25 protein-coding genes and 1 pseudogene are annotated in these 25,758 nt (G+C 69.7%); 12 read left to right on the top strand and 14 right to left on the bottom strand.

The window, feature by feature from the left end:
- The first annotated feature begins 368 nt into the window (after nt 1-368).
- Complete coding sequence (gene dapA, locus DFS13_RS16120) at nt 369-1,262, top strand: 4-hydroxy-tetrahydrodipicolinate synthase (protein WP_006495455.1); 894 nt, start codon at nt 369-371, stop codon at nt 1,260-1,262.
- Nucleotides 1,263-1,318: 56 nt separating this feature from the next.
- Here dapA and DFS13_RS16115 read toward each other — a convergent pair.
- From DFS13_RS16115 to DFS13_RS16105, 3 genes and pseudogenes are all read right to left on the bottom strand, one after another.
- Nucleotides 1,319-1,699, bottom strand: a pseudogene (locus DFS13_RS16115) (type II toxin-antitoxin system VapC family toxin).
- A complete protein-coding gene (locus DFS13_RS16110) occupies nt 1,699-1,908 on the bottom strand; it encodes a hypothetical protein (RefSeq protein WP_006484075.1) in 210 nt (69 codons plus the stop codon). Before DFS13_RS16110 ends, DFS13_RS16115 begins: the two are co-directional and overlap by 1 nt.
- Before the next feature lie 114 nt (nt 1,909-2,022).
- Nucleotides 2,023-3,075 carry a LysR substrate-binding domain-containing protein gene (locus DFS13_RS16105; protein WP_111441869.1) on the bottom strand — a complete coding sequence of 351 codons (1,053 nt, stop codon included), beginning with the start codon at nt 3,073-3,075 and terminating at the stop codon, nt 2,023-2,025.
- A 106-nt stretch (nt 3,076-3,181) separates the two neighbouring features.
- On the opposite strand from DFS13_RS16105, the gene DFS13_RS16100 reads away from it, so the two are divergent.
- Entirely contained in the window at nt 3,182-4,453 is a 1,272-nt protein-coding gene (locus DFS13_RS16100) for an MFS transporter (RefSeq protein ID WP_012492366.1), read from the top strand.
- A 56-nt stretch (nt 4,454-4,509) separates the two neighbouring features.
- On the opposite strand, the gene DFS13_RS16095 is transcribed toward DFS13_RS16100, so the two are convergent.
- Entirely contained in the window at nt 4,510-5,148 is a 639-nt protein-coding gene (locus DFS13_RS16095; RefSeq protein ID WP_006493377.1) for a glutathione S-transferase family protein, read from the bottom strand.
- 112 nt (nt 5,149-5,260) lie between these two features.
- On the opposite strand from DFS13_RS16095, the gene DFS13_RS16090 reads away from it, so the two are divergent.
- Nucleotides 5,261-6,181 carry a LysR substrate-binding domain-containing protein gene (locus DFS13_RS16090; protein WP_058901861.1) on the top strand — a complete coding sequence of 307 codons (921 nt, stop codon included), beginning with the start codon at nt 5,261-5,263 and terminating at the stop codon, nt 6,179-6,181.
- Between the two features lie 9 nt (nt 6,182-6,190).
- Here DFS13_RS16090 and DFS13_RS16085 read toward each other — a convergent pair whose 3' ends face one another.
- From DFS13_RS16085 to DFS13_RS40330, 4 genes are all read right to left on the bottom strand, one after another.
- On the bottom strand, nt 6,191-8,416 hold the full coding sequence (locus tag DFS13_RS16085; protein WP_006493375.1) for a xanthine dehydrogenase family protein molybdopterin-binding subunit: 2,226 nt from the start codon (nt 8,414-8,416) through the stop codon (nt 6,191-6,193).
- Nucleotides 8,413-9,414 carry a xanthine dehydrogenase family protein subunit M gene (locus tag DFS13_RS16080; RefSeq protein ID WP_006495461.1) on the bottom strand — a complete coding sequence of 334 codons (1,002 nt, stop codon included), beginning with the start codon at nt 9,412-9,414 and terminating at the stop codon, nt 8,413-8,415. Before DFS13_RS16080 ends, DFS13_RS16085 begins: the two co-directional genes overlap by 4 nt.
- A gap of 18 nt (nt 9,415-9,432) precedes the next feature.
- Complete coding sequence (locus DFS13_RS16075; protein ID WP_006495462.1) at nt 9,433-10,188, bottom strand: (2Fe-2S)-binding protein; 756 nt, start codon at nt 10,186-10,188, stop codon at nt 9,433-9,435.
- Nucleotides 10,189-10,416: 228 nt separating this feature from the next.
- Complete coding sequence (locus DFS13_RS40330; RefSeq protein WP_166677915.1) at nt 10,417-10,746, bottom strand: hypothetical protein; 330 nt, start codon at nt 10,744-10,746, stop codon at nt 10,417-10,419.
- Here DFS13_RS40330 and DFS13_RS16065 point away from each other — a divergent pair.
- Nucleotides 10,745-11,029, top strand: a complete 285-nt coding sequence (locus DFS13_RS16065; protein ID WP_006493376.1) for a hypothetical protein — start codon at nt 10,745-10,747, stop codon at nt 11,027-11,029. The genes DFS13_RS40330 and DFS13_RS16065 overlap by 2 nt on opposite strands.
- Nucleotides 11,030-11,271: 242 nt before the next feature.
- Here DFS13_RS16065 and DFS13_RS16060 read toward each other — a convergent pair whose 3' ends face one another.
- Nucleotides 11,272-11,895, bottom strand: coding sequence for an alpha/beta hydrolase (locus tag DFS13_RS16060; protein WP_006488647.1), 624 nt, complete (start codon nt 11,893-11,895; stop codon nt 11,272-11,274).
- A gap of 346 nt (nt 11,896-12,241) precedes the next feature.
- Here DFS13_RS16060 and DFS13_RS16055 point away from each other — a divergent pair, with 346 nt between their 5' ends.
- The 4 genes from DFS13_RS16055 to DFS13_RS16040 are packed head-to-tail and all read left to right on the top strand — an operon-like array spanning nt 12,242 to nt 14,884.
- The gene (locus DFS13_RS16055; RefSeq protein ID WP_109342244.1) at nt 12,242-13,183 is read left to right on the top strand and encodes a glyoxylate/hydroxypyruvate reductase A; all 942 of its coding nucleotides are present in this window, start codon (nt 12,242-12,244) and stop codon (nt 13,181-13,183) included.
- Between the two features lie 32 nt (nt 13,184-13,215).
- On the top strand, nt 13,216-14,148 hold the full coding sequence (locus tag DFS13_RS16050; protein ID WP_060214923.1) for a hydroxymethylglutaryl-CoA lyase: 933 nt from the start codon (nt 13,216-13,218) through the stop codon (nt 14,146-14,148).
- Between the two features lie 26 nt (nt 14,149-14,174).
- Nucleotides 14,175-14,681, top strand: a complete 507-nt coding sequence (locus tag DFS13_RS16045) for a YbaK/EbsC family protein (RefSeq protein WP_006488642.1) — start codon at nt 14,175-14,177, stop codon at nt 14,679-14,681.
- Nucleotides 14,678-14,884, top strand: a complete 207-nt coding sequence (locus tag DFS13_RS16040) for a DUF1289 domain-containing protein (RefSeq protein WP_060214925.1) — start codon at nt 14,678-14,680, stop codon at nt 14,882-14,884. Before DFS13_RS16045 ends, DFS13_RS16040 begins: the two co-directional genes overlap by 4 nt.
- A 252-nt stretch (nt 14,885-15,136) precedes the next feature.
- On the opposite strand, the gene DFS13_RS16035 is transcribed toward DFS13_RS16040, so the two are convergent.
- Nucleotides 15,137-16,039, bottom strand: a complete 903-nt coding sequence (locus tag DFS13_RS16035; protein ID WP_006488637.1) for a DMT family transporter — start codon at nt 16,037-16,039, stop codon at nt 15,137-15,139.
- Between the two features lie 112 nt (nt 16,040-16,151).
- Here DFS13_RS16035 and DFS13_RS16030 point away from each other — a divergent pair, with 112 nt between their 5' ends.
- Nucleotides 16,152-16,643 carry an Lrp/AsnC family transcriptional regulator gene (locus DFS13_RS16030; protein ID WP_006495467.1) on the top strand — a complete coding sequence of 164 codons (492 nt, stop codon included), beginning with the start codon at nt 16,152-16,154 and terminating at the stop codon, nt 16,641-16,643.
- Between the two features lie 61 nt (nt 16,644-16,704).
- Here DFS13_RS16030 and DFS13_RS16025 read toward each other — a convergent pair whose 3' ends face one another.
- A complete protein-coding gene (locus DFS13_RS16025) occupies nt 16,705-17,601 on the bottom strand; it encodes an alpha/beta fold hydrolase (RefSeq protein WP_111441868.1) in 897 nt (298 codons plus the stop codon).
- Between the two features lie 239 nt (nt 17,602-17,840).
- Here DFS13_RS16025 and DFS13_RS16020 point away from each other — a divergent pair, with 239 nt between their 5' ends.
- Nucleotides 17,841-18,800 carry a nitronate monooxygenase family protein gene (locus DFS13_RS16020; RefSeq protein WP_006488640.1) on the top strand — a complete coding sequence of 320 codons (960 nt, stop codon included), beginning with the start codon at nt 17,841-17,843 and terminating at the stop codon, nt 18,798-18,800.
- A gap of 115 nt (nt 18,801-18,915) precedes the next feature.
- On the opposite strand, the gene DFS13_RS16015 is transcribed toward DFS13_RS16020, so the two are convergent.
- The 3 genes from DFS13_RS16015 to DFS13_RS16005 all read right to left on the bottom strand — a co-directional run bounded on the left by DFS13_RS16015 (nt 18,916) and on the right by DFS13_RS16005 (nt 21,966).
- Complete coding sequence (locus tag DFS13_RS16015; RefSeq protein ID WP_006488650.1) at nt 18,916-19,878, bottom strand: LysR family transcriptional regulator; 963 nt, start codon at nt 19,876-19,878, stop codon at nt 18,916-18,918.
- A gap of 183 nt (nt 19,879-20,061) precedes the next feature.
- Nucleotides 20,062-21,138, bottom strand: coding sequence for a porin (locus DFS13_RS16010; protein WP_006488646.1), 1,077 nt, complete (start codon nt 21,136-21,138; stop codon nt 20,062-20,064).
- 345 nt (nt 21,139-21,483) lie between these two features.
- The gene (locus DFS13_RS16005) at nt 21,484-21,966 is read right to left on the bottom strand and encodes a hypothetical protein (RefSeq protein WP_034201267.1); all 483 of its coding nucleotides are present in this window, start codon (nt 21,964-21,966) and stop codon (nt 21,484-21,486) included.
- Nucleotides 21,967-22,321: 355 nt separating this feature from the next.
- Between DFS13_RS16005 and DFS13_RS16000 the strand changes: the two genes are divergently transcribed.
- Together DFS13_RS16000 and DFS13_RS15995 are read left to right on the top strand one after the other, a co-directional pair.
- The gene (locus DFS13_RS16000; protein ID WP_060214927.1) at nt 22,322-23,353 is read left to right on the top strand and encodes a bile acid:sodium symporter family protein; all 1,032 of its coding nucleotides are present in this window, start codon (nt 22,322-22,324) and stop codon (nt 23,351-23,353) included.
- A gap of 185 nt (nt 23,354-23,538) precedes the next feature.
- Nucleotides 23,539-25,383, top strand: a complete 1,845-nt coding sequence (locus DFS13_RS15995; RefSeq protein ID WP_060214929.1) for a phosphodiesterase — start codon at nt 23,539-23,541, stop codon at nt 25,381-25,383.
- The last annotated feature ends 375 nt before the right edge of the window (nt 25,384-25,758 follow it).

Below are 25,758 nucleotides of genomic sequence, written 5' to 3'. Positions count from 1 at the left end.
AGCGGCCGGGCGCGGCGCGCTTTCCAATCAGTCGTGGAAAGCAAATCTCGAATCCTGCTAAGCGGCGGCCGGGGCTCGCGCGCGCCGCCGCTCCGGTGTTAAGATCGCCGCTCAGCCCATTCACGGTTCATCCATGTCCGCTACCCTGCGCTCGCCCTCGATCCTCGCCGCCGTCGCGGCAGGTGCGCGCGCGGCCGGGCTGAAACTGAAAAAACGACTCCTCGACTGACGGGGGCGTCGCGTCCCGTCAGGCGAATGCCGGACGGGATGCCCGCAGGTCGTTTCATTCTCCTTGCACGCACGCCTCGCTCCGGCACACCGCCGGCGGAACGGTTCCTTCCCACTCCGTTTCCACCCTGAGGTTTTGCATGAACACACGTTTCGAAGGTATCTGGCTGCCGATCATCACGCCGTTCCACCACGGCGAGGTCGACCATGCGGCGCTCGCGCGGCTTGCGCGCCACTATGCGGCCGCGGGCATCGCGGGTTTCGTCGCGGGTGCGACGACCGGCGAAGGCGTGCTGCTCGACGCGCGCGAACAGGACGCGGTGTTCGCGACGCTGCGCGACGCGGCGCCCGGGCTGCCGATCGTCGTCGGGCTGACCGCGAGCGCGACGCATTTCGCGGCCGCCCGCGCACGGGAACTCGCGGCGCTGCGCCCGGACGGGCTGCTCGTCACGCCGCCCGTCTACGTGCGGCCGACGCAGGACGGCATCCGCCGCCATGTCGAGGCGATCGTCGACGCGGCCGACCTGCCGGTGCTCGTCTACAACATCCCGTACCGCACCGGCGTGAACGTCGAACTGGACACGCTGCAGGCGCTCGCCCGCGATCCGCGCGTCGCGGGCATCAAGGAATGCGGCGGCACGCTCGACCGGATGAGCCGGCTGGTGCACGACACGCCGCTCGCGATCCTGTCCGGCGACGACAACCAAAACTTCGCGGCGATGTGCGCGGGCGCGCACGGCGCGATCGCGAGCAGCGCGCACGTGCTGCCCGACTGGCATGTGCGGATTCACGCATGGCTGCGCGACGGGCGGCTCGCCGATGCGCGGCGCCTGTCGGTCGCGCTGCAGCCGCTCGTCGCGGCGCTGTTCGCGGAACCGAACCCGGCGCCGGTGAAGGCCGTGCTCGCCGCGCAAGGGTGGTGCGAGGACGGATTGCGGCTGCCGTTCGTGCCGGCGAGCGAAGGGTTGCGAGCGCGGTTGGACGCGCTTTGCGCGGCGCTCGAAGCAATCGAGCCGGACGTCGCCACGGCATAGGCCGCTAAGCCACGCATGGCGCTGGCGGCAGATGAATCCCGCCCCGACGGATTATTTCAAACTGTCAAAACCAGGGACCGGTCATACCGAGCCAGATGCGCGTCGGCCGTCACAAGCCGAAGGGGTTCATGTCGCGCCTGCGCGACCAGCAATCAATCGAAAGGATCGCGATGGTGATGAGGCAAATCGCGCACCGCGGCTCCATGTACGGCGCGAACCGGTAACTCGCGAATCCCGCTTGCGCTGATTGCGCGGATCAGCTCGCCAACGTCGATGTCGAGCTTCCCAAGGCCGGCCTTGATGGCGGCCTCCCAGATGCTCGCGCTGCTGACGAAGCGTTCGTCAGCAGCCGAGATCAGTCTGCGCGCACGCGTGCTGAGCCTCGGATCGTTGGTCGCGATCCACAGGAAGATGTGCGTATCGAGCAACAGGCGCATCACCGTCCTTCGAAAGCATCCAGCAGATAATCGGGCAGCGGCGCATCGAAGTCGTCCGCGATCCGGACCTGTCCCTGCAGGACCCCGAACCGAACGGGTAGCGAGGCAGGCGCGGACTGATCGGCGGGTTCCCCGTCACTGCGGATCGAACCATCCGTCCGATGCGCAGGATCGATCGCGCCGGCACCGGGAACATTCGCTTTTTGCATGATGACCTCCGTTTCAGATGATCATCACTGTAGTCAGGTTCGCCCGATCGATCCATTCGGCCAATCGGCAGAGGGGCTGTCGGATAACCGGCAGTGACCATCGCGAACGTGTCGTCAGGCCGCCAACGCCGCGCCTTCCGCCCCCGTCGCCCCCCGCACCGCCTGCGTCACGATCCGCGCAAGCCGGTCGACCGTCGGCGTTGCCGACGACGTGCGCCGCAGCAGGATCAGCGGCAGGCCAGGCAGCGCCGGCAGCCCGCACGACGCCGCATCGAGCACGCGCACCGACGCGGGCAGCCCGTAATGCGAGCGCACCGTCAGCCCGAGGCCGGCCGCCGCGGCCGCCCATAGCCCGGCCAGGCTCGGCGTCGTGAACGCGACGCGCCACGGCACCCCCGCGCGGTCGAGCGCATCGGTCGCCGCGCCGAAGAACCGGCACGGCCGGTCGAACACGACGAGCGGCAACGCCTCGCCCGTCGCGTGCACGGCGCGACCGCCGGTTTCGTCGACACGGCCCGTCACGCCGGCATCCCCGCCGCCATCCGGCACACCGGCACCACCACCCGCCGCCGCGCCGATCCATTGCATCGGCACCTGCGCGATCGCTTCGCTGTCGATCCCCGCCCGCGACACGAGCGCCGCCGACGCCGGATCGCCCCACACGAGCGCCAGATCGAGCTGGTTCGCGTCGAGCCGGTCGAGCAGATCGGCGTTGCGCGCCACGCGCGCCTCGATCTTCACTTTCGGATGCGCACGCGCGAACCGCCCGAGCACGTCGGGCAGGATCGCTTCGCCGAAATCCTCCTGCAACCCGACGCGCACCCAGCCGTCGAGATTCACGCCACGCACGGCCGCGGCCGCTTCATCGTTCAGCTCGATCATCCGCCGCGCGTAGTGCAGCATCGCGTTGCCGGCGTCGGTCAGCGCGAGCCCGCGTCCGGCCTTCACGAACAACGGCGTGCCGGCCTGCTCCTCGAGCTTGCGGATCTGCGCGCTCACCGCCGACGACGAGCGCGCGACGCGCTCGGCCGCCTTGGCGAAACTGCCGAGATCCACGCCCGCGACGAGGCTGCGCAGCGCCGCGACATCGAAGTTGGGCCGCGCCAGCGCGGCATCGGCCCCCGCGAGCGGCTCGCCGCCGTCGCGCGGCAGGTCTTGTCCAGGCATTTCAACCATCCTGTTTCATCGAACAATTCATCAAAAACTTTCCGATTTTCAGGATGAATGTAGGCCGCCAGACTGTGGACGTCAACTTCGAACCGGGCCTGCCGTCATGGACACTTCGTGCATCGTTTCTCCTGCTTCGCCAGCCCGCGACGTGCGCGGGCCGGCCCATCGCTGGCGCGTGCTGGCCGCCGGCGTCGCCGCGAACATGAGCTTTTCGGCCGCCGCGGCCGGCATTCCGACCACGGCCGTGTGGATGCGCTCGGCCTATCACCTCGACAACGGCGCGCTCGGCCTCGTGCTCGGCGCGCTCGGCTTCGGCGTCGCGCTGTCCGAGCTGCCGTGGGGCATCGCCGCCGACCGCTTCGGCGACCGCCGCGTGCTGCTGACCGGGCTCGTCGCGACGGCCGCGATGCTCGCGCTGATGGTGGGCACGGTCGTCCCGACCGCGCACGCGGCGCCGCCGCTGATGCGGGTCGTCGCGGCCATGTGCTGCGTCGGCCTGCTCGGCGGCAGCGTCAACGGCTCGAGCGGACGCGCGGTGATGCGCTGGTTCGGCGAGCGCGAACGCGGGCTCGCGATGAGCATCCGCCAGACGGCCGTGCCGCTCGGCGGCGGCCTCGGCGCGGCGCTGCTGCCGTCGCTCGCGTCGCATGCCGGCTTCGCCGCGGTGTTCGGGGCGCTGATGCTGCTGTGCGCGGGATCGGCCGCACTCACCTGGCGTTGGCTGCACGAACCGCCTGCCGAGCCGGCCGCGGCGCCCGTCGCGACGCGCCGCATCGCCCAACGGCCACCGACCGCCGGCCACGCGCGCAACCCGCTCGCGAGCGGCCCCGTGTGGCGCATCGTGCTCGGCATCGGCCTGCTGTGCGCGCCGCAATTCGCGGTGCTCACGTTCGCGACGGTGTTCCTGCACGACTTCGGCCGGCTCGGCCTGTCCGGCATCAGCGCGGCGATGGTCGCGCTGCAGCTCGGCGCGATGGTGATGCGGGTGTGGAGCGGCCGCCATACCGACCGGCACGGCAATCGACGCGCGTACCTGCGCGGCTCCGTGTTCGTCGCGGCCGGGTCGTTCACGCTGCTCGCGGCGGCGACGGCCGGCAGCCCGCATGTGCCGCTCGCCGCGATCGTCGCGATTCTCGTGTTCGCCGGCATCTGCGTGTCGGCGTGGCATGGCGTCGCGTACACGGAGCTCGCGACGCTCGCGGGCGCGAACCACGCGGGCACCGCGCTCGGGATGGCGAACACGATCGTCTACCTCGGGCTGTTCGCGACGCCGCTCGCGATTCCGCCGCTGCTCGCCGCGAGTTCGTGGAGCGTGGTGTGGCTCGCGGCCGCGCTGGTCGCGGGCGCGACCTATCCGCTGTTCGCGGCGAAATAACCGCCGCCCGTTTCACTCGGACGTCGCGGCAAGGACCCGCGACGCCCGCTCCCCCGTCAGGCCGCCTCGCGCGCCAGCGCGCGCCGCGCGGCCGGCCGTTCGGCCTCGCGCTGCGCATGAGCGGTCCATGCGGGATGCCGCGTCATGTCGAGCCCGATCGCGACGCCCCACCGATACAGCACGAGCAGGAACGGATCGACGATCGAATGCGCGCCCGGCTCGGCCCACGTGCGCCCGTCGGCCAGCAGGGCTTCGATCGACGCGTTCGCGGCCTCGATCGTGCCGCGCCCATGCGCGCTGATCGCGCCGTGCAGCGCCGGATCGTCGATGAAGCGCCCCGGCCGCCACAGCGCGCCATACCCGACGCCATGCACCCAGCCGACCAGCCAGGCGAGCCATTCGTGGCAGCGCGCCTCGCGCAGCGGATCGTCGAGCGGCAGCAGTTGCGCGTCCGGATAGCGGCGCGCGAGATACGTGAGGATCGCCGGCGTTTCGGTCAGCACGCGCGGCTCGCCCGGAATCGCGAGCACGGGCACGCGCGCCTTCGGGTTGATCGCGAGATAGCGCGCTTCGAGGTTCTGCTGTTCGCGCACGGACACGATTTCGACGTCGAACGGCGCGCCGGTTTCCTCCAGCGCGATGTGGGCGGCAAGCGAGCAGGCGCCCGGCGAAAGGTAGAGACGATAGGCGTTCATGGCGGTGTGGCCCGATGGGGCTGTGGAAGACGGAACCGAGTGTAGGAACGCGTACCGATACGCGGCAAACGATGAATTGTCGTGCTCGGACATTAGTGTTACTAATACCCGTATGCGACGCATCCACCTCCCTCCGCTGCAGACGCTGCGTGCGTTCGAAACCGCCGTGCGGCTGCAGAGCTTCACGCGCGCAGCCGACGAGCTCGCGCTCACGCAAGGCGCGGTCAGCCAGCACATCCGCGCGCTCGAGGCGCAGCTCGGCTATCCGCTGTTCACGCGCGAGCGCAACGGTGCGACGCCGACGCACGCCGCGCACGCGCTCGCGCTGCAGGTCCGCCAGGGCCTGAGCGTGCTCGAACGCGCGTTCGAACCCGCGCTGGCGGTGCGCCGCCGCCCGCGCACCTGCGACGTGACGCTGAACGTGAGCGTGCTGCCGAGCGTCGCCGAGCGCTGGCTCGCGCCGCGCCTGCCGCGCTTCTCCGCCGCGCATCCGCACATCTCGATCGTGCTCCATCCGGACGTGGCGCTCGCACCGCTGCGCAAGCGCGACCGCATCGACGTCGCGCTGCGCTACGGGCCCGGCACCTGGCCCGGCGTCGTCGCCGAGAAGCTGATGAACGAGACGATCTTTCCGGTCGCGAGCCCCGCCTACCGCAATCGCGACGGCGTCGCCCCGCGCACGCCGGCCGACCTCGTCCGCGCGACGCTGCTGCGCCATCCCGCGCAACCGTGGGAACCGTGGTTCCAGGCCGCGCGGCTCGACCTCACCGAATCCGCGCGCGCGCCCCGTTTCACCGATACGAACGCGCTGATCGACGCAGCACGGCAAGGCCGCGGCGTCGCGCTCGCGCGCCGCTCGCTGATCGAGCCCGAACTCGCGGACGGCACGCTCGTGCGCGTGTCGACGGTGCGCATCGCCGACGTGTATGCGCACTACGTCGTATGGCGCCCCGGCCATCCGCACGAAGCGGCGATCCGCACCTGGCTCGACTGGCTGCGCAGCGAAGTGCGGCGCAGGACGCCGCGGCGCTGACGTCGCGGCTCACGCACGCGTCGGCATCGCCACCTTGTCGAGCGTGATCGGCAAGTCGCGCACCCGCACGCCGGTTGCGTGATAAACCGCATTGGCGATCGCGGCCGGCACGCCGGTGATGCCGATCTCGCCGATGCCGCGAATGCCGAGCGGATTGAAATGCGTGTCGCTTTCGTCGACGAAACTCACGTCGAGCGCGCCGATGTCCGCGTTCACGGGCACGTGATATTCGGCAAGATTCGCGTTCGTGAAGCGGCCGTGGCGCACGTCGAGATGCGAACCCTCCTCGAGCGCGGTACCCAGTCCCCATACCATTCCGCCGATCAACTGGCTGCGCGCGGTCTTCGCGTTGAGCAGACGCCCGACGCTGTACACGCCGACGATGCGCGGGACGCGGATCGTGCCGAGCTCCGCGTCCACGCGCACTTCCGCGAACACCGCGCCGAACGAATGAGACGCGTAGCGCGACTTCTCGTCGCCCGGCTTCGTCGTCGCCTGCGCGTCGATCGGTCGACCGCCCGCGCGCGCGAGCACCGCCGCGGCCGGATCGCGCCGCGACGGCGCGCCGCGATGCACGATCCAGCCGTTGTCGACCGTCACGTCATCGGCCGCGGCGCCGTGCAGCGGCGACCCCGGATCGGCGATCGCCAGCGCGATCAGCTTCGCGCGCGCCTGCCACGCGGCCTCGCGCACGGCCGGCGCCACGCTCGCCGCCGACTGCGAGCCGCCCGATACCGGCGCGCGCGGCAGGCTGGAATCGCCGAGCACGAAGCGCACGTTCCGCGGCGCGAAACCGAGCGCATCGGCCGCGACCTGGGTCATCACGGTGTAGGTGCCGGTGCCGATGTCCTGCGTGCCCGACGCGACTTCGGCCGTGCCGTCCGGCAAGATCCGCGCACGCGCCGACGCCTCGCTGCGGTTCGCCGGATACGTGGCGGCCGCCATCCCGAGGCCGATCAGCGTGTCGCCGTCGCGCATCGTGCGCGGCGCGCCGGCTCGGCGCGACCAACCGAAGCGCTGCGCGCCGACGCGGTAGCATTCGCGCAGCGCGTTGCTCGACCATGGCTTGCCGTCCTGCGGATCGACTTCCGCGTAATTCGCGAGCCGCAGCGCGACCGGATCCATGCCGAGCCGCCACGCAAGCTCGTCCATCGCCGATTCCAGCGCGAACGAGCCGGACGCCTCGCCGGGCGCGCGCATGAACGTCGGCGTGCCGACGTTCAGCGACACGATCCGGTGCGTGGTCGCGTGGTTCGGCACCGCGTACAGGATGCGCGACGGCATCCCGCAGGTCTCCATCCAGTCCTCGAACGTCGACGTGGTGGCGATCGTGTCGTGGCGCATCGCCGTCAACGTCCCGTCCTGGCGCGCGGCCAGCACGATGCGCTGCTCGGTGAACGGCCGCCCGCCGACCGGGCCGAACATCTGCGGCCGCGTCAGCGCGAGCCGAACCGGGCGCCCGACCTGTTTCGCCGCCATCGCGCACAACGACACGTGCGACCACGACGAACCCTTGCAGCCGAAGCCGCCGCCGAGGAACGGCGAAATCACGCGCACCTGCTCCGGTGCGATGCCGAAGACCGCGGCCACCGCCGCGCTCGTGCCCGACACGCCCTGCGTCGCATCGTGCAGCGTGAGCATCGGGCCGTCCCAGCGCGCCATCGTCGCGTGCGGCTCGATCGGGTTGTGGTGCTGCATCGGCGTCGTATAGGTTGCGTCGATGCGCACCGCGCCTTCGCGCAGGCCGGCATCGAGGTCGCCGCGCTGCGTGTCCATCGCACGCCCCTGCTGTTTCGGCGGCACGCGCGCGCCGTGCTTCGCCTGCGCGAAATCGAGCACGGCCTCGCTCGCGCGATAGCGCACCTGCACGGCGTTCGCGGCGTCGGTCGCCTGCTCGAGCGTCTCGGCGACGACGACCGCGACGGGCTCGTTGCTGTAGCGCACCGTGTCGTCCTGCAACAACGTGAGCCGGCGCCCGGCGGGCGGCGACAGCGGCGGCCGGCCGCCGTCGGGCAGCCGCATCGCGTTCTCGTGCGTGATCACGATCAGCACGCCCGGCATCGCGCGGGCCCGCGCCGCATCGATCGATTCGATGCGCCCGGATGCGATCGTGCTCGTCACGAGCACCGCGTGCGCGAGCCGCGCATCGGCAAACTCGGCCGCGTAGTGCGCGCCGCCCGTCACCTTGAGTACGCCGTCGACACGGTCGAGCGGCTGTCCCGTCAACGTGTTCATGCGACACCTCCCGTCGTGGCGGCTGCCGTTGCGACCGCACGGACGATCGCCCGCTGCGCGAGCGCGACCTTGAATCCATTGCCGTCGAGCGGCCGCGCATCGCGCAACGCCAGCGCGGCCGCCTCGCGCAGCGTCGCGTCGGTCGGCGTGCGGCCCGCGAGATGCGCTTCCGCCTCCAGCGCCCGCAACGGCTTGTGGGCGACGCCGCCCAGCGCGATCCGCGCGTCGGCAACGTGCGGGCCGTCCATCCGCAAGGCGGCCGCGACCGACACCAGCGCGAACGCGTAGCTCGCGCGATCCCGCACTTTCAGATAGTGCGCATGGTCGGCGAAGCGCGGCGGCGGCAAGTCCACCGCGGTGATCAGCTCGCCCGGTTCGAGCGTCGTGTCGAGATCGGGACGATCGCCCGGCAAGCGGTGAAACGACGCGATCGGAATCTGCCGTGCGCCGCGCGGGCCGCTCACCTGCACGACGGCGTCGAGCGCGGCGAGCGCGACGCTCATGTCCGACGGGTTCACCGCCACGCAGTGCGGACTGGCGCCGAGGATCGCGTGCATCCGGTTGTGGCCGCCAATCGCCGCGCAGCCGCTGCCCGGCTCGCGCTTGTTGCACTGCGCGAACGCTGGATCGTAGAAATACGGGCAGCGGGTGCGCTGCATCAGGTTGCCGCCGACGGTCGCCATGTTGCGCAATTGCGCGGACGCCCCGGCGAGCAACGCCTGCGACAGCAGCGGATAGCCGGCGCGCAGGCGCGGATGATCGGCCGCATCGCTGTTGCGCACGAGCGCACCGATGCGCATACCGCCGCCGGGCAACGCATCGACCGTATCGAGGCCCGCGATCCGCGTGATGTCGATGAGCGTGACGGGCCGCGCGACGCCGCCCTTCATCAGGTCGAGCAGGTTCGTGCCGCCGCCGATGAAGGCCGTGCCGGGCCGCTGCGCCGCGCGCACGGCGCCGGCGACGTCGGTCGCGCGCTCGTAGGAGATCGCTTCCATTGCGATGCCCTCCGTCGGCTAGCCGTGCGCCGCATGCGCGGCGCGCACGGCGGCGACGATGTTCGGGTACGCGCCGCACCGGCACAGGTTGCCGCTCATGCGCTCGCGGATCTCGTCGTCGGACAGGCGCGCGGGGCGGCGCCGCACGTCGTCGGTGGCGGCGCTCCCGGCGCCGGCCGCGAACTCATCGAGCAGCGCGGTCGCGGAGCAGAGCTGGCCGGACGTGCAGTAGCCGCACTGGAACGCATCGTATTCGACGAACGCGCGCTGCACCGGGCTCAGCACGCCGTCGCGCGCCAGCCCTTCGACGGTCGTGATCCGCTCGCCTTCGTGCATCACCGCGAGCGTCAGGCACGCGTTGATGCGCCGCCCGTCGACGAGCACCGTGCACGCGCCGCACTGCCCGCGATCGCAGCCCTTCTTCGTGCCCGTGAGGCCGGCGTATTCGCGCAGCGCGTCGAGCAGCGTGACGCGCGGTTCGAGCTGCAGCGTGTACGCGCGCCCGTTGATGTCGAGACGCACGGGCTGCGCCGGCGCCGTATCGCGGCGCGGCGCGGGCGGCTGCGCTGCCGCGTGCGGCGGCTGCGAATGAACGTGCGATGCGGCGCTGACGGTCGCGGCAGCCGCCGCGGATTGCAGGAAGCGGCGCCGCGCGGCGCTGGACGGCGTATCGTGCGGCAACGGCGGCGCCACGGGATGGCCGGGCCCGAGCGGCGACGGGGCGGCATCGCGCGCCGGTTCGGCGGACGGAGAATCGGATCGATCGCTGGACATGGCTTGTGCTCGCTCCATGGTGGAGGGACGCGGATGTGCCGCTCGTGCCCGGATGGCAGCGCAGTCGGCACGCGGATCGGCAAACGAGCAATTCCGGTGCCGCGACACCGCGGGAAGCCGCGCCTCTGCAGCGTGCCGGCGCCCGGCCGCGGCGCGCACATGCGATCGCCAGGCTCGGGCGCCCGAGATCGCGCGTTCATGACGCCACGCTGGCGCGCGGCTGGCAATTCACTGACGAAGCGGCAATAACGCCCGGTTTTCGGGCGAAACCGGCCGCCCGTCGATCGCAAGTTGCCGATCGCATCGCTGATGGCGCGCATGGCGGCCGCTTCGCGGTGGCCGGGTTGGGAAGTTGCGCGCCGTGTAAATGCGCGCAGCATCCGCGTCTGCTGGAAAATTCCGCCATGCGTGCAGGCGAATCGCCGCGAAGGCGCGCGGTCGGCCTGACGAAAACATGTCGCGATCGCGCCCCGATCGCCAACGATTCACCGAAACGTCGCATCGCGGCGGCATACTCGAAAACGTTTCCCGATCAGCCTGCCAGGAGAGAGAAGTCATGCGTCGCGTTTCCGTCGCCGTCGTTCTGTGTGCCGCCGTATTCGTCGCCGCCTGCAGCGACGACGCACCGCCCGACGCTCACGCGACCGACGCCGCGCCGCAGGCCGGCGCATCGAGCGGCGCCGCCAGCGCGTTCAACAGCGACGCGCCCGCGAACGCCGCCGCATCCGATGCCGCGCCGCTCGCGCCGCCCGTCGTGCACTACCCGCCCGATGACGACGACGATGCGAAGCCCGCCACGAACGCGGCCGCATCGAGCGCCGCCGCCTCGTCGCCGGGTTGATTCCTTCGTAACCTGACAGGAGTCGGCACCGCTCGCACAGAGCAGCAGGCGCTCGTGCGGAGGCGTGACGGGTATGACGTGACGGTGGGGTGGACGGCGGCGCAAACGGCACGTTCGCGCGCCGCTTCGCGAGCCACATCGAGAACGGCCGGCCGAGCGATTCAGCGCCGGCCGGCGTCAGGCCGGCGCGTCATCGGCGCGACGGTGCCGCATGCCGCGGCAGCCGCCGCGCAGCCTGCCCGTCAGACCGCGTGCGCGAGCGCGCGATCGACGAGCGCGGCCTCGAAGCCGTCGTCGGCGTCGCGAAAGCGCAGCGGCGCCGCGCAATGCACCAGCGTGTCGATGAAGTATTTCGCGCGCGGCCACGGCCCGAAGCCGGCCGCGGTGTTGATGTGCCCGGCGTCGCCGAGGTTCACGAACGCGCTGCCCAAACGCTGCGCGAGCGTGCGCGCATCGGCGAGCGGCATCCACGGATCGGTCTCGCTGCCGATCACGATCGACGGCACCGCGAGCCGGCGCGCGTCGAACGGCCCGGCAAACGTGAATTTCTTCGGGCTGGCCGGCGCGACGAACAGCACGCCCGCGACATCGCCCACGTGCGGCCACTGCGCGAGCGCATGCGCGGCCGCGAGGCAGCCGAAGCTGTGCGCGGCGAGCACGAACGGGCCGCGCTCGCGATCGAGCAGCGCGCGCACCGATTGCGCCCAGCCCGCGAGATCGGGCGCATCCCAGTCGTGCTGCTCGACGCGCAACGAGCGCGGGAACTGCCGCTCGAGCCAGGTCTGCCAGTGGGCGCCTTCGCTGCCGTGCAGGCCCGGAACGGTGACGAGCCGCGGCGGCCACGCCGATTTGCTGCATGCGCGCATGATTGCCCTCGCTTGCTTGAAGACGAGGTTCGATTGTGGCGCCGGGTACGCGGCGGCCGAACCAATATTTTGTGCTTTGCTTTTGCACGACCGGTGGCGCGGTGGCGGCCGGTGGCCGCGTGACGGCGGCCCGCACCGGCCGCGCCGTCCCGCACGACGGCGCGATGTGCCGCGAAACCGTAGAATGTGGGCTTCCCGTCAGCTTCACACGGAACCGGTCCCCGCGCCGACGCGCCGGACCGCTCGTCAGGAGACACCCGATGTCCGCTACGTCCGCCGGTGCGCTGCACCCGGCTTCGCTTGCCGTTCCCGCGGCGCGCCTTGCCGGCGCGCGCGCCCTCACGCAATGAAGATCCTGTTCTACTCGCCGCATCAGGAAGCCGGCGCATGGCGCGACGAGATCGCGCGTGCGCTGCCGGAAGCCGAACTGCGCGCATGGCAGCCGGGCGATACGGCCGCCGCCGACTACGCGCTCGTGTGGCGCCCGCCGCGCGAGTTGTTCGCGCCGCGCGACGGCCTGCGCGCGATCTTCAACCTCGGCGCGGGTGTCGATGCGCTGCTCGCGCTCGACCGCGCGCATCCGGGCACGCTGCCCGCGCACGTGCCGCTGGTGCGGCTCGAGGATTCGGGCATGGCGCGGCAGATGGTCGAATACGTGACGCACGCGGTGCTGCGCTACCTGCGCCGTTTCGACGAATACGACCTGCAGCAGCGCGAGCGCCGCTGGCAGCCGCTCGAGCCGCATGCGCGCGCGAACTTCACCGTCGCGGTCCTCGGGCTCGGCGTGCTCGGCGCCGAAGTCGCCCGCGCGCTCGCCGCCCTCGGCGTGCCGGTGCGCGGCTACAGCCGCAGCGCGAAGCAGCTCGACGGCGTCACGACCTTCGCCGGCGACGGCGCGTTCGACGCGTGCATCGACGGCGCGAAGGTGCTCGTCAATCTGCTGCCGAGCACGCGCGACACCGACGGCATCCTGTCGTCGCGTGCATTCGCGCGGCTCGCGCCCGGCGCGTACGTCGTCAACGTCGCGCGCGGCGCGCATCTCGTCGAAGCCGACCTGCTCGACGCGCTCGCGAGCGGCCAGGTCGCCGCGGCCACGCTCGACGTGTTCCAGCACGAACCGCTGCCGGACGACCATCCGTTCTGGCGTACGCCGCGCATCACGATCACGCCGCACAGCTCGGCCGAGACGCTGCGCGCGGAAGCCGTCGAGCAGATCGCCGGCAAGATCCGCGCGTTCGAGCGCGGCGCGCCCGTCAGCGGCATCGTCGACTACGCGCGCGGCTACTGAATTCCGCCACAAAGAGAAACCAGGAGACAACCATGACGTTCCCCACCGCCGTCAAGATCGTCGAAGTCGGCCCGCGCGACGGGCTGCAGAACGAGAAGACCTTCGTGCCGACCGACGTGAAGATCGCGCTCGTCGACCGGCTGTCGCGCGCCGGCTTCCGCAACGTCGAGGCCGCGTCGTTCGTGTCGCCGAAATGGGTGCCGCAGATGGCCGACGGCGCCGACGTGATGGCCGGCATCGAGCGTCGCCCGGGCACCGTGTACTCGGTGCTCACGCCGAACCTGAAGGGCTTCGAGAATGCGGTCGCGGCACGGGCCGACGAAGTCGTGATCTTCGGCGCGGCGAGCGAGGCGTTCTCGCAGCGGAACATCAACTGCAGCATCGCCGAGAGCATCGCGCGCTTCGAGCCCGTCGCGAAAGCCGCGAAGGATGCGGGCCTGCGGCTGCGCGGCAGCGTGTCGTGCACGCTCGGCTGCCCGTACCAGGGCGAGGTGCCGGTCGCGTCGGTGGTCGACGTCGTCGAACGGTTCGCCGCGCTCGGCTGCGACGAGATCGACATCGCCGACACGATCGGCGTCGGCACGCCGAAGCGCACGCGCGAAGTGCTGTCGGCCGTCACGCGCGTGTTCCCGCGTGAACGGCTGTCGGGCCACTTCCACGACACCTACGGCCAGGCGCTCGCGAACATCTACGCGGCGCTGTTCGAAGGGATCGAGATCTTTCACGCATCGGTCGCGGGCCTCGGCGGCTGCCCGTACGCGAAGGGCGCGACCGGCAACGTCGCGACCGAGGACGTGCTGTACCTGATGCAGGGCCTCGGCATCGAAACCGGCATCGACCTCGCGCAGGTCGTCGCCGCCGGCGATTTCATCTCGAACGCGATCGGCCGCGCGAACGTGTCGCGCGCCGGTCGTGCACTGCTCGCGAAAGCACGGAGCGCGGCCGACGCCGCGAACTGCGTCTGATCGCGCCACTCCACGGATTCATCAACATGACGACACCCGCTTCATTCGATTCCCTCCCCGATTCCGCGCGACGCGTCGCGCTACTGCTGCGCGAGCGCGGCCATGCGAAAGGCATCGTGATGCTCGCCGAAACCGGCAAGACGTCGGCCGAGGCCGCGGCCGGGCTCGGCTGCTCGGTCGCGCAGATCGCGAAGTCGATCCTGTTTCGCCGGCAGGCCGACGGCGCGCCCGTGCTGGTGATTGCGAGCGGCGTCAACCGCGTGGACGAAAGGAAGGTCGCCGAACAGGTCGGCCCGGTCGGCCGCGCGGACGCGAAGTTCGTGCGCGACAACACCGGCTATGCGATCGGCGGCGTCTGCCCGATCGGCCATCTGGTCGAACCCGTCACGCTGATCGACGCCGACCTGCTCGCGCTCGACAGCCTGTGGGCCGCCGCCGGCCATCCGCACGCCGTGTTCAACCTGTCGCCGCACGAACTCGTGTCGCTCACCGGCGCGCCGGTCGCGGACGTCGCGTTGCGGGAGTCCGCATGAGCAACGTGACGATGCCGGTCGCCACGGTCGCGTCGCCGTGCACCGACGTCTGCCGGATCGATCCGCGCACCGACTGGTGCGCGGGCTGCCTGCGCACGCGCGGCGAGATCAAGGGATGGCGTACGTCGGACGACGACGCGCGGCGCGCGCTGCTCGCGCGGCTCGACGCACGGCGGCGCCTGATCGCAGGCAGCGAGACATAAAAAAAAGCCGTTCAGCCTCACGGGCGAACGGCATCGAGATCGGAATCCTGTGAACGTGATCAACGTCACAGCCCGCATCATACGAGCGACGCGGCCGCATCGCATCGGGTGTTTCCCTACAACTTCTTACAGCGCTTTTCCGAGTGCGCGCGGCGTCCGCAGGGCGTCGTTTCAACCGCAATCTCCGTTCCCGACTCGCCCCTTCGACGGCCGCTGCATGAGCCCGCCACGGCGCCGAATCGTCTGACCGTATCAGTTGCCGACCGCCGTGCGACGCGCCGGCACGATGCGCCAGCCGAGGTTCACGCCGGCCGCCGCGAGCAGGATCAAGAGCGCGCCGACCACCTGCGTCCACGCGAGCGTCTGCCCGAACGCGACACGATCGACGACGATCGCGACGACCGGATAGACGAACGACAGCGCGCCCGTCATCGCGGTCGGCAGCTTCTGGACCGCGCCGTACAGCAACACGTACATCAGCCCGGTGTTGACGATGCCCAGCACGATCAGGTCGGCCCATTGCCCGACCGTCGCCGGCAAGGTGTCGAAGTGTGCGAACGGCGCAAGCAGCAGGACGCCGAGGCCGACCTGCAGCAGTGCGAGCAGATGCGGCGGCGTGCCCTTCAGGTGCTTCGTGATGATCGACGAGATCGCATACAGGAACGCCGCGCCGAGCGACAGCGCGACCCCTTCCAGGTATTCGCCGGGCACCGCGAGCACGGCCGGCTCCACGCGCACCACGAACACCAGCCCCGCGAACGCGAGCACGAGCCACGCGACCGTCGACGCGGTGATCCGCTCGCGGAACACGATGGCGCCGAGCGCGACGAGCATGAACGGCTGGGTGTTGTAGACAGCGGTCGCCATCGAGATCGACGCGCGCGAATAGGCGGCGAAGAGCAGCAGCCAGTTCGCGACGATCGCGAGGCTGCCGAACATCGTGAGCACGAGCATCCGCGGCGAGAACAGCGAGCGGCGCAGGAAACCGAACGCCGCACAGACGATCGCGAGCGTCGCGGTGCCGAATACGCAGCGGAAGAACACGACATTGGTCAGCGGCTGCTGCGACGACATCACGAGCCAGCCGATCGTGCCGGACATCAGCATCGCGACGATCATCTCGGCGGCGCCGCGGCGAATTTCATTCGTGGCCATCAGGAACTCCGTTGAAGAGAGTGGATGACTTCGATTCTAGAAACTTGCTTTCGCCGCAACCACGGCTAAACTGAAGTGAATCAGCCGATTCACCTTCGAAAGCAAAGCAATCATGCCGAAACGCCTTTCCCCGCCTGCCGTCGCGTCGCTCGACGCGACCGACCGCGCGATCGTCGCCGCGCTGGCCGACGACGCCCGCATCGCGACCAGCGAACTCGCCCGGCAGATCGGGTTGTCGGCGCCCGCGACCGCCGACCGCGTGCGGCGGCTCGAGGCGCAAGGCGTGATCGCCGCATTCACCGTCGAGCTCGACCCGCGCGCGCTCGGCTACACGCTGCAGGCGATCGTCCGCGTGAAGCCGCTGCCGGGCCAGTTGCATCTGGTCGAGGAGTTGCTGCGGCGGATTCCCGAATTCGTCGAATGCGACAAGGTCACCGGCGACGACTGCTTCATCTGCCGGCTCTACCTGCGCACGATCGAGCATCTCGACGACATCCTGTCGAAGGTGACGGAGCGCGCGGAGACGAGCACCGCGATCGTGAAATCGACACCCGTGCCGCGCCGCCTGCCGCCGCTCGTCGAAGACGAGCACGCGCACCGCTGAGCCGCGAGCGGCACGCCCCGCCGAGGCGCGGGCGACCCGCGCCGGCCGCCTGCAGGCACCGTCACGCAGCCGCGTCGCGCGCGTCGAAGAACGCGAGCAGTTCGTCGATCAGCGCGGCGGGCGCCTCTTCCGGAATGTAGTGCCCGCAGTCGAGCGCACGGCCGCTGACGTCGCGCGCGACGCGCCGCCATTCGTCGAGCGGATCGAAGCAGCGGCCGACGATCCCGTGCTCGCCCCACAGCACGCGCAGCGGGCACGCGACCTTGTTGCCGCGTTCGAGATCCGCACGGTCGTGCTCGAGATCGATCGTCGCCGACGCGCGGTAGTCCTCGCACATCGCGTGCACGGCGCCCGGCTGCGCGAGCGCCGCCCGGTACGCGTCGAGCGCCTCCGGCGCGAACGGCGCCAGCCCGGCCGACCGGTTGCCCATCACGCGCTCGATGTACGCATCGGTGTGCGCGCCGACCAGCGTCTCGGGCAGCGGCGCCGGCTGGATCAGGAAGAACCAGTGGAAATACGCGGTCGCGAACGCGCGATCGGTTTTCTCGTACATCGCGAGCGTCGGCGCGATGTCGAGCAGCATCATCCGCTCGACGGCATCCGCATGATCGAGCGCGAGCCGGTGCGCGACCCGCGCGCCGCGATCGTGCGCGCATACGTGGAACTGCTCGAAGCCGAAATGCCGCATCACGGCGACCTGGTCCGCCGCCATCGCGCGTTTCGAATACGGCGTGTGCCGCGCGTCGCTCGGCGGCCGGCCCGATGCGCCGTAGCCGCGCAGGTCGGTGGCGATCACCGTGAAGTGATCCGCGAGCGTCGCGGCAACGCGATGCCAGATCATGTGGGTCTGCGGATGGCCGTGCAGCAACAGCAGCGGCGGCCCCGTGCCTCCTTTGACACCGAAAATGTCGGTGTCCTGCACCGTCACGCGAAACGGTGCAAACGCCTCAAACGACATGGTTTGTTTCTCGTTGGTTTGTTATGGCGGCTATTTTAGGAGCGCCGGCGCGTCTTCACAGCGGGGTAAGCACCCGAAACCATAGAAAGAGAACACTCACTCGATTGCCGGCGCACCGCGCAGTTTGCTAAGCTCGCGTAGAATCGCACGACCGTTCGTATTAATATGAACGAACGCATTCCACAGCTACACTCGAATCACCGTCCGACCGCAACGCCCCCGGAGACTGGAGACATCACATGGCATTGCCCACCGTCCTGCAGAACCTGACGCTCCCCGTCATCGCGTCGCCGATGTTCATCGTCAGCTACCCCGAACTCGTGCTCGCGCAATGCAAGGCGGGCATCGTCGGCTCGTTCCCCGCGCTCAACGCGCGCCCGGCCGAACTGCTCGACGAGTGGCTCACGCAGATCCAGTCGGAACTCGCCGACCACAAGGCGAAACATCCCGATGCGGTGATCGGCCCGATCGCGGTCAACCAGATCGTCCACCAGTCGAACGCGCGGCTCGAACACGACGTGCGCGTGTGCGTCGAGCACAAGGTGCCGATCTTCATCACGAGCCTGCGCGCACCGGCGCGCGAGATCGTCGACGCGGTGCACAGCTACGGCGGCATCGTGCTGCACGACGTGATCAACCTGCGCCACGCGCAGAAGGCGCTCGAAGCGGGCGTCGACGGGTTGATCCTCGTCGCGGCCGGCGCCGGCGGCCACGCGGGCACGACGTCGCCGTTCGCGCTGGTCGGCGAAGTCCGCAAGATCTTCGACGGTCCGATCGTGCTGTCCGGCTCGATCGCGAACGGCGGCTCGATCCTCGCCGCGCAAGCGATGGGCGCCGACTTCGCGTACATGGGCACGCGTTTCATCGCGACGCAGGAAGCGCACGCGATCGACGACTACAAGCACGCGATCCTGAACGCGAAATCGTCGGACATCATCTACACGAACCTCTTCACGGGCGTGCACGGCAACTACATCCGCGAGAGCATCGAGAAGGCCGGCCTCGATCCGGACGCGCTGCCGGAATCCGACAAGACCAAGATGAATTTCGGCAGCGACAAGACGAAGGCGTGGAAGGACATCTGGGGTGCGGGCCAGGGCGTCGGCCTGATGGACGACCTGCCGAGCGTGGGTGCGCTCGTCGAGCGGCTCAAGCGCGAATACGACGACGCGAAGGCGCGGCTCGGCATCCCGCGCTGACGGAGGCGGCGGCCATCGCGGCCGCCATCGACGCGAAATCGTCGAGCCAAGCAAAAAGCGCGAACCGCAGCGGTTCGCGCTTTTTTTATTGCCCCGCCGCGGCGGACGATGCGGGTCAGACCGCGCGCTTCATCCGCGTGATCGGCAGCACGCGCAGACGCGCTTCGATCGACGGGCACAACGACTGCCCTTCGAAGCGCGCAGCCAGGAAGTCGACGAACGAGCGCACCTTCGCGGACACGTGACGACGGCTCGCGTACACCGCGTAGATCGGCGCCTCGTGCGGCGGCACCGAATCGAGCAGCACCGGCACGAGCCGGCCCGACTCGATGTCGTCGCCGACCACTTCGGTGCCGAGCAGCGCGATGCCCGCGCCGGCGAGCACGGCCGCGCGCAGCCCTTCGAGATGGTTCACGATCAGGTTGCCGTTCAGGCTCACGCGCGACGCGGCGGCCGCGTCGATCACCAGCGAATCGAGCATCGTCGAATTCGAATCGCGCCGCAGGTAGTTGTGGTTCGCGAGATCGGCGATCGTCTGCGGCGTGCCACGCTTCTCGAGATACTCGGGCGACGCGACCAGCAGGATGTGCGCGGTCGCGATCTGGCGCGCGACCAGCGACGACGATTTCAGGCCGTTCGGCGCCGCGCGCACCGCGACGTCGTAGCCTTCCTCGATCAGGTCGACCACGCGATCGGAGAGCGTCATGTCGACCGTCACGTCCGGGAACCGACCCGCGTAATCGGTGACGGCCTGCATCACGTGCCGCAGCCCGAACGCGGACAGCGACGTCACGCGCAGCCGGCCCTGCGGCACCACGCTCGCGGCGCCGACGGCCTGACCGGCTTCGTCGAGTTCGGACAGCGCCTGCACGAGGCGCTCATAGTATTCACGTCCGGCCTCGGTGGGCGCGACGCGTCGTGTCGTGCGATGCAGCAGCCGCGCGCCGAGCTGCTGCTCGAGGTGCATCACGTGCTTGCTCGCCATCGCCGCCGACATCTGCATGCGCTCCGCCGCGCCGACGAAGCTGCCCACTTCGACGACGTAGCGAAACACATTCATGCTGACGAGGGTATCCATCGAACTAGCTCGCAATCCCGGGGGAATCAACCAATTACGAGATAGGGTAACAAAGGCGAGGAAACAGAAAGGTCAAGAAAGGCAAAACGGCGCCGCGGGTGGCGGCGCCGTTTCGGGCGGGAAAACATGCAGCCAAAACGCGCGATTGACGCGCGCGGCCGGCGCGCCGATCGCGCGTGCGCGTCAGAACTTCGCGCGGATGCCTGCGCCGAACGTGTTGCCGGTCGACAGGCCGCTGATGTGGTCGTTCATGTAGGCCGCGTAGACGTCGGTGCGCTTGGACAGCGGATAGTCGTAGCCGACGGCCCAGGTCTGGCGCGTCTGGTCGAGGCCGCCCGCGTCGCGCGAGTACGCATACGACGCCATCGCGTTGCCCACGCCGAGCGGCACCGACACGCCGCCCTGCGCGGTGTTCACGTGCCAGCTGCCCGCGACCTGGTCGTTCTTCGTGTACATGTACTGGCCGAACAGCTTCACGAGCTTCAGGTCGTAGGTCGCGCCGACCAGCGCGATGCCCTGGCTCTTCATGCCGGTCACGAGCGCGCTCAGATCCTGCGGGCCGTTGTTGAAGTTCACGTACTGATAGACGGCGGTCGCCGCGAACGGGCCGTTCGCATAGTTGAACTGCGCGCTCCACTTCTTCGAACGGTTGTCGCCGGCCTGGTTGCCGAGTGCGTACATCGCGCCGAAATTCAGGCCACCGAACGAAGGCGACGTGTACGACAGCGCGTTGTTCCAGCCCGAATCGCCGACCGCGCCCTGGTCGCTCGGATAGGTCGGGAACGTGCCGAGGCCGAGGAACACGTGGTACACCATCGGCGAGAAGGTGTACGAGTCGTAGAACGGGTTGAACAGGATCGTCGACAGGAACAGGTGCGTCGTCAGGCGGCCTGCCGTCACCGTGCCGTACGGCGAGCTGATGCCGACGTACGCGTTGCGCGCGAAGAACGTGTCGCCCTGGAAGCGGCCGTACTGGCCGTTCTGCGCGCGGAAGAAGCTCTCCATCGTGAAGATCGCCTTGTAGCCGCCGCCGAGGTCCTCCGCGCCGTGCAGGCCCCAGTACGACGTCGACATGCCGCCGCCCGACACGTTCCACGCACGATTGCCGCCCGGGAACTTGGTGGCGCCGACCCATTCGTCGACCTGACCGTAGAGCGAGACGCTCGACTGCGCATGGACGGGTGCGGCGGCCGCCACGCAGGCGGCTGCGGCGATCAGCTTGACGGACGTGCGCGACGCACGGCGAGCGAATGCTTTCATGGGATCTCCAGGTTTTGTCGAATAGTCGATAAGTGGCGCGAGCGTTGTTTTTTGGAGCCGAGTGCTTGCGTCGTATGGGGCGCAGCCATCTTTACGGATCATTCGTCCGGTCAAAATTGCGCACACTTATTGCTGGTATAGCGCCAGCCTTAACTTCGCGGAACGTATCCATGGCCGGATGCACGGCGGCGGCCCGGCGCGAACGCGGTCGCACGGGTGGGCGGCGGCGTGGCATGCGCGTGCCGGGCGCGAAAGATAGCGCAATGCGGCGGGAAAATCAGCGGAAATCTGCGCGCGACTGTGGCGAATTCGCATCAGCCGGCGAGGGGACGCGCGCCGGGGCGCTCAGTTTCGGTAGAACGGGGAGAAAAACGGCGAGTGCGCAGGCTCTTCCTGCGAGCGGGGCGGCGGCATCGGACGACCGCCGCGCTCCTCGTTGTAGCGGGCGACGTCGGCGCGGATCGAACCGGCGCGCAGCGGGACGTTGCCGCCGCCCGGCGGGCGCGGCATCTGGCGGACCTCGGCGCTGATCGGCCGATACGGGCTTTGCGCGGCGTAATGGCCGTACGACGGCGTCGGGCGCAGCCCCCAGCGGGAGCCGGAGCCGCTGACGCCGCCGGGACGTACGCCGGCAGGCGGCGCGGCGCGGCGCCAGACGGGACCGCCGGCGGCCGCCTGGCCGTACGCGCGCATGTCGCCGCCACCGAAGCCGTGGCCGCCGAACCCGTGACCGCCATGGGGCGGCTGGGCGAGCGCGAGCGGCATCAGCAGCGTGCCGAGCACGCCTGCCACCCATCGTCCGATCTTCCGTTTCACCCGTTCCGTCATCGTTCCGTGCCCATCGACGCCCGCCGTCGGCTCCTTTCGGCCGACCCAAGGCTTTCAGCAGTAATTTATGAGCGGGCGGAAAGTGTGTCGAGCCAAAAAGTGTTATGTCGCCGGCATCGGTGTAACACCATGTTACTGCTAGGTTTTTTCACTTCGGGGCGCGATCGCGACAGAACATTCTTCTGCTGTTTTGCGTGAGGCCGGACAGGTGTGGCGGACGCCATTGCATGCAACAGATTCATCAATCGATTCTCACAATGAATTTGTGTAGTGAATCGCCAACCGCGACAATGACGCCATCCGCGCGCGCGACGCGCGCTTTTGCCGCCCGTGCTGTTTCCGAATCGAGTTCCCGATGGCCCGTCCCCGTTTTCTTCCCGACAACTTCACGCTCGCGCTGGTCGGCACCGTCGTGCTCGCGAGCCTGCTGCCCTGCCGCGGCCCGGCCGCCCATGCGTTCAACTGGGCGACCAACATCGCGGTCGGCCTGCTGTTTTTCCTGCACGGCGCGAAACTGTCGCGCGAAGCCGTCGTCGCCGGCGCGACCCACTGGCGGCTGCACGCGGTCGTGCTGCTCAGCACGTTCGCGCTGTTCCCGCTGCTCGGCCTCGCGCTGAAGCCCGTGCTGCAGCCGCTCGTCACGCCGACGCTGTATGCGGGCGTGCTGTTCCTGTGCACGCTGCCGTCGACGGTCCAGTCGTCGATCGCGTTCACGTCGATCGCGAAGGGCAACGTGCCGGCCGCCGTGTGCGCGGCATCCGCGTCGAGCCTGCTCGGGATCTTCGTCACGCCGGCGCTCGTCGGGCTGATGATCACGTCGCAATCGGCCGCCGCCGCGTCGCCGTGGAGCACCGTCGGCAGCATCGTGATGCAGTTGCTCGTGCCCTTCATCGCCGGCCAGTTGCTGCGGCCCGTGATCGGCGGCTGGATCGACCGCAATCGCGGCGTGCTGCGCTTCGTCGACCAGGGTTCGATCCTGCTGGTCGTCTACGTCGCGTTCAGCGAGGCCGTCAACGAGGGGCTGTGGCACCAGATTCCGCCGCGCGCGCTCGGCGGGCTGCTGGCCGTCAACCTCGCGCTGCTCGCGATCGCGCTGCTGCTGACCGCGTTCGTCAGCAAGCGGCTCGGCTTCAACCGAGCCGACCAGATCACGATCATCTTCTGCGGCTCGAAGAAGAGCCTCGCGGCCGGCGTGCCGATGGCGAAGGTGATCTTCTCGGCGAACGCGGTCGGCGCGATCGTGCTGCCGCTGATGCTGTTCCATCAGATCCAGCTGATGGCGTGCGCGGCGCTCGCGCAGCGCTGGGGCGCGCGCGACACGAGCGGCGAGCAGGACGAGGGTGATGCGACGGCCACGTCGGGCGCGTTGAGTACCGGCAAGCGCTGACGTGTCTCCGGGGGGCCGGATGGCCGCCGCTGGCGGCCTCCTGCCTTCCGCCCCTTCCAGCCACACCTCAACGCGCTCGCGGCGCGATGCACCAACAACGCCCATCGCGTCACGAAATCTTCATTCAATTCTCCGCGAGCGGTGCCGTTAAGTCGGGCGTCCCGTCGATTCGGCTGCCCTCGCCCATGCCCGCGCTTCCCTCCGATTCCGCTGTCGCCCGCACCACGCGCCTGATCGCGGATCGCGCGCTCGCCGCCGTGTTCCAGCCGATCGTCGACCTCGGGTCGGGGACGGTCGTCGGTTACGAGGGGCTGATCCGCGGCCCGCGCGGCACCGACCTCGAACCACCCGCCGCGCTGTTCGCGCAGGCCGCGCGCGAAGGCGAAACCATCGCGCTCGAACGGGCCGCCGCGCTCACCTGCCTCGACGCGTTCGCGGCGCTCGGCTGCGACGGCAAGCTGTTCCTCAATTTCAGCGCGGGCACGATCCTCACGCTCGCCAGCGAACGCGAGCGCACCCGCCAGTTTCTCGGCCGTGCGCGCGTCGGCGCCGAGCGCATCGTGATCGAGCTCACCGAGCAGAACGCGATTCCCGACGTCGCGCACATCGGGCCGGCGGTCGCGTCGCTGCGCGACGCCGGCATCCAGTTCGCGCTCGACGACTACGGCACCGCGAACGCGAGCATGAACCTGTGGCTGCGCCTGCATCCGGACGTCGTGAAGATCGACCGTTTCTTCATCCACGACATCGCGCGCGACCCGCTCAAGTTCGAAGCGGTGAAGGCGATGCAGCACTTCGCGCAGGCGAGCGGCGCGCAGCTGATCGCGGAAGGCATCGAGAACGAATGCGACCTGATCGTCGTGCGCGACATGGGCATCTGCTGCGTGCAGGGCTTCCTGCTCGGCCGGCCGAACGCGCAGCCGTCGCGGGTGGTCGCGCCGGCCGCGCGCGACGCGATCCGCGCGCCGCATATCGCGGTGTTTCCCGGCGTGACGCGCGCGGTGCGGCCGGCCGGCACGATCGCCGGGAAGATGCTCGTACCCGCCCCGGCGCTGCCGCGCGACGCGACCAGCAACGACGTGCTCGAGCTGTTCAACCGGATGCCCGACCTGCACGCGGTCGCGCTCGTCGAGCGCGGGCGGCCCGTCGCGCTCGTGAATCGCCGCGGCTTCATCGACCGTTTCGCGCTGCCGTATCACCGCGAGGTGTTCGGCAAGAAACCGTGCCTGCAGTTCGCGAACGATGCGCCGCTGATGATCGACGTCGCGACGACCTTCGAGCAGCTCGCGCTGCTGCTCGCGAGCCACGACCAGCGCTATCTCGCGGACGGCTTCGTGATCACCGACCACGGCCGCTATGTCGGGCTCGGCACCGGCGAGAGCCTCGTGCGCGCGGTGACCGAGATGCGCATCGAGGCCGCGCGCTACGCGAATCCGCTGACGTTCCTGCCCGGCAACATCCCGATCAGCGCGCACATCGACCGCCTGCTCCAGCGCGACGCCGGCTTTCATGCGTGCTACGTCGACCTGAACCAGTTCAAGCCGTTCAACGACCAGTACGGCTACTGGCAGGGCGACGAAGTGCTGAAATTCGCCGCGACGGTGCTGGCCGGCGTGTGCGACCCGCAGCGCGACTTTCTCGGCCACGTCGGCGGCGACGATTTCCTCGTGCTGTTCCAGCGCGACGACTGGCGCGAGCGCGCCGCCGACGCGATCGCGCGCTTCAACGACGGCGCGCAGCTCTTCTACACGCAGGCCGACCGGCAGGCGGGCGGGCTGCGCGGCGAGGATCGCCACGGCAACCCGGCGTTCTTCGGCTTCGTGACGATGGCGATCGGCGCGGTCGGCGTGCCGGCCGGCGCGCACGGCGCCAAACGCTACGGCAGCGACGAGATCGCGTCGGTCGCGGCGCTCGCGAAGCGGCGGGCGAAGCAGCAGCCGGACGGGCTCGCGGTCGTTGATCTCGATGCCGGCCGCGCCGCGCTGCGCCATCGCGGCGAACCGCCGGCCGTGGCGGTGACGGCAGGCTGAACCGCGCGCTGCCGCGGACGCACGGAACAGCTAGACGCCTGCGCACCGTGCGAAGAAACCGATGCCGGTGCGACGCAAGGTTCGGCGGTTGCGCCGCCGGCCCTCATCGTCGCGCGCGAAGTCCACGGGGCAGCACGCCTTCGTGCGCGCCGCCGGCTCGCGCTCCTTAAGCTGTTTCCCGCGGCACCGTCGATGCCGCCCGACACCCTCACACGCACCTTGCCTTTTTCGCGTTTTGTTTAGTATTTTTAGTAACGGCGTTTTCGCAGATTAGCGCTTAAAAACCCGTTATTTTCGGGTATTCCCCGGTTATCCGGCCCGAATTCGGCGATGCGTTTTACTATACAATCGCTTTCACCCTAAACAAACCGGACC

This window comes from Burkholderia sp. 28_3, assembly GCF_003253915.1.
Lineage (GTDB): Bacteria > Pseudomonadota > Gammaproteobacteria > Burkholderiales > Burkholderiaceae > Burkholderia > Burkholderia cenocepacia.
The sequence above is the reverse complement of the archived record's forward strand: the minus strand, read 5'-3'. Positions and strand labels throughout refer to the sequence as shown.

Coding starts and splice junctions, on each gene's coding strand:
- dapA (WP_006495455.1), top strand. CDS start 369: ATGAACACACGTTTCGAAGGTATCTGGCTGCCGATCATCACGCCGTTC.
- DFS13_RS16110 (WP_006484075.1), bottom strand. CDS start 1,908: ATGCAAAAAGCGAATGTTCCCGGTGCCGGCGCGATCGATCCTGCGCAT.
- DFS13_RS16105 (WP_111441869.1), bottom strand. CDS start 3,075: ATGCCTGGACAAGACCTGCCGCGCGACGGCGGCGAGCCGCTCGCGGGG.
- DFS13_RS16100 (WP_012492366.1), top strand. CDS start 3,182: ATGGACACTTCGTGCATCGTTTCTCCTGCTTCGCCAGCCCGCGACGTG.
- DFS13_RS16095 (WP_006493377.1), bottom strand. CDS start 5,148: ATGAACGCCTATCGTCTCTACCTTTCGCCGGGCGCCTGCTCGCTTGCC.
- DFS13_RS16090 (WP_058901861.1), top strand. CDS start 5,261: ATGCGACGCATCCACCTCCCTCCGCTGCAGACGCTGCGTGCGTTCGAA.
- DFS13_RS16085 (WP_006493375.1), bottom strand. CDS start 8,416: ATGAACACGTTGACGGGACAGCCGCTCGACCGTGTCGACGGCGTACTC.
- DFS13_RS16080 (WP_006495461.1), bottom strand. CDS start 9,414: ATGGAAGCGATCTCCTACGAGCGCGCGACCGACGTCGCCGGCGCCGTG.
- DFS13_RS16075 (WP_006495462.1), bottom strand. CDS start 10,188: ATGTCCAGCGATCGATCCGATTCTCCGTCCGCCGAACCGGCGCGCGAT.
- DFS13_RS16065 (WP_006493376.1), top strand. CDS start 10,745: ATGCGTCGCGTTTCCGTCGCCGTCGTTCTGTGTGCCGCCGTATTCGTC.
- DFS13_RS40330 (WP_166677915.1), bottom strand. CDS start 10,746: ATGACTTCTCTCTCCTGGCAGGCTGATCGGGAAACGTTTTCGAGTATG.
- DFS13_RS16060 (WP_006488647.1), bottom strand. CDS start 11,895: ATGCGCGCATGCAGCAAATCGGCGTGGCCGCCGCGGCTCGTCACCGTT.
- DFS13_RS16055 (WP_109342244.1), top strand. CDS start 12,242: ATGAAGATCCTGTTCTACTCGCCGCATCAGGAAGCCGGCGCATGGCGC.
- DFS13_RS16050 (WP_060214923.1), top strand. CDS start 13,216: ATGACGTTCCCCACCGCCGTCAAGATCGTCGAAGTCGGCCCGCGCGAC.
- DFS13_RS16045 (WP_006488642.1), top strand. CDS start 14,175: ATGACGACACCCGCTTCATTCGATTCCCTCCCCGATTCCGCGCGACGC.
- DFS13_RS16040 (WP_060214925.1), top strand. CDS start 14,678: ATGAGCAACGTGACGATGCCGGTCGCCACGGTCGCGTCGCCGTGCACC.
- DFS13_RS16035 (WP_006488637.1), bottom strand. CDS start 16,039: ATGGCCACGAATGAAATTCGCCGCGGCGCCGCCGAGATGATCGTCGCG.
- DFS13_RS16030 (WP_006495467.1), top strand. CDS start 16,152: ATGCCGAAACGCCTTTCCCCGCCTGCCGTCGCGTCGCTCGACGCGACC.
- DFS13_RS16025 (WP_111441868.1), bottom strand. CDS start 17,601: ATGTCGTTTGAGGCGTTTGCACCGTTTCGCGTGACGGTGCAGGACACC.
- DFS13_RS16020 (WP_006488640.1), top strand. CDS start 17,841: ATGGCATTGCCCACCGTCCTGCAGAACCTGACGCTCCCCGTCATCGCG.
- DFS13_RS16015 (WP_006488650.1), bottom strand. CDS start 19,878: ATGGATACCCTCGTCAGCATGAATGTGTTTCGCTACGTCGTCGAAGTG.
- DFS13_RS16010 (WP_006488646.1), bottom strand. CDS start 21,138: ATGAAAGCATTCGCTCGCCGTGCGTCGCGCACGTCCGTCAAGCTGATC.
- DFS13_RS16005 (WP_034201267.1), bottom strand. CDS start 21,966: ATGACGGAACGGGTGAAACGGAAGATCGGACGATGGGTGGCAGGCGTG.
- DFS13_RS16000 (WP_060214927.1), top strand. CDS start 22,322: ATGGCCCGTCCCCGTTTTCTTCCCGACAACTTCACGCTCGCGCTGGTC.
- DFS13_RS15995 (WP_060214929.1), top strand. CDS start 23,539: ATGCCCGCGCTTCCCTCCGATTCCGCTGTCGCCCGCACCACGCGCCTG.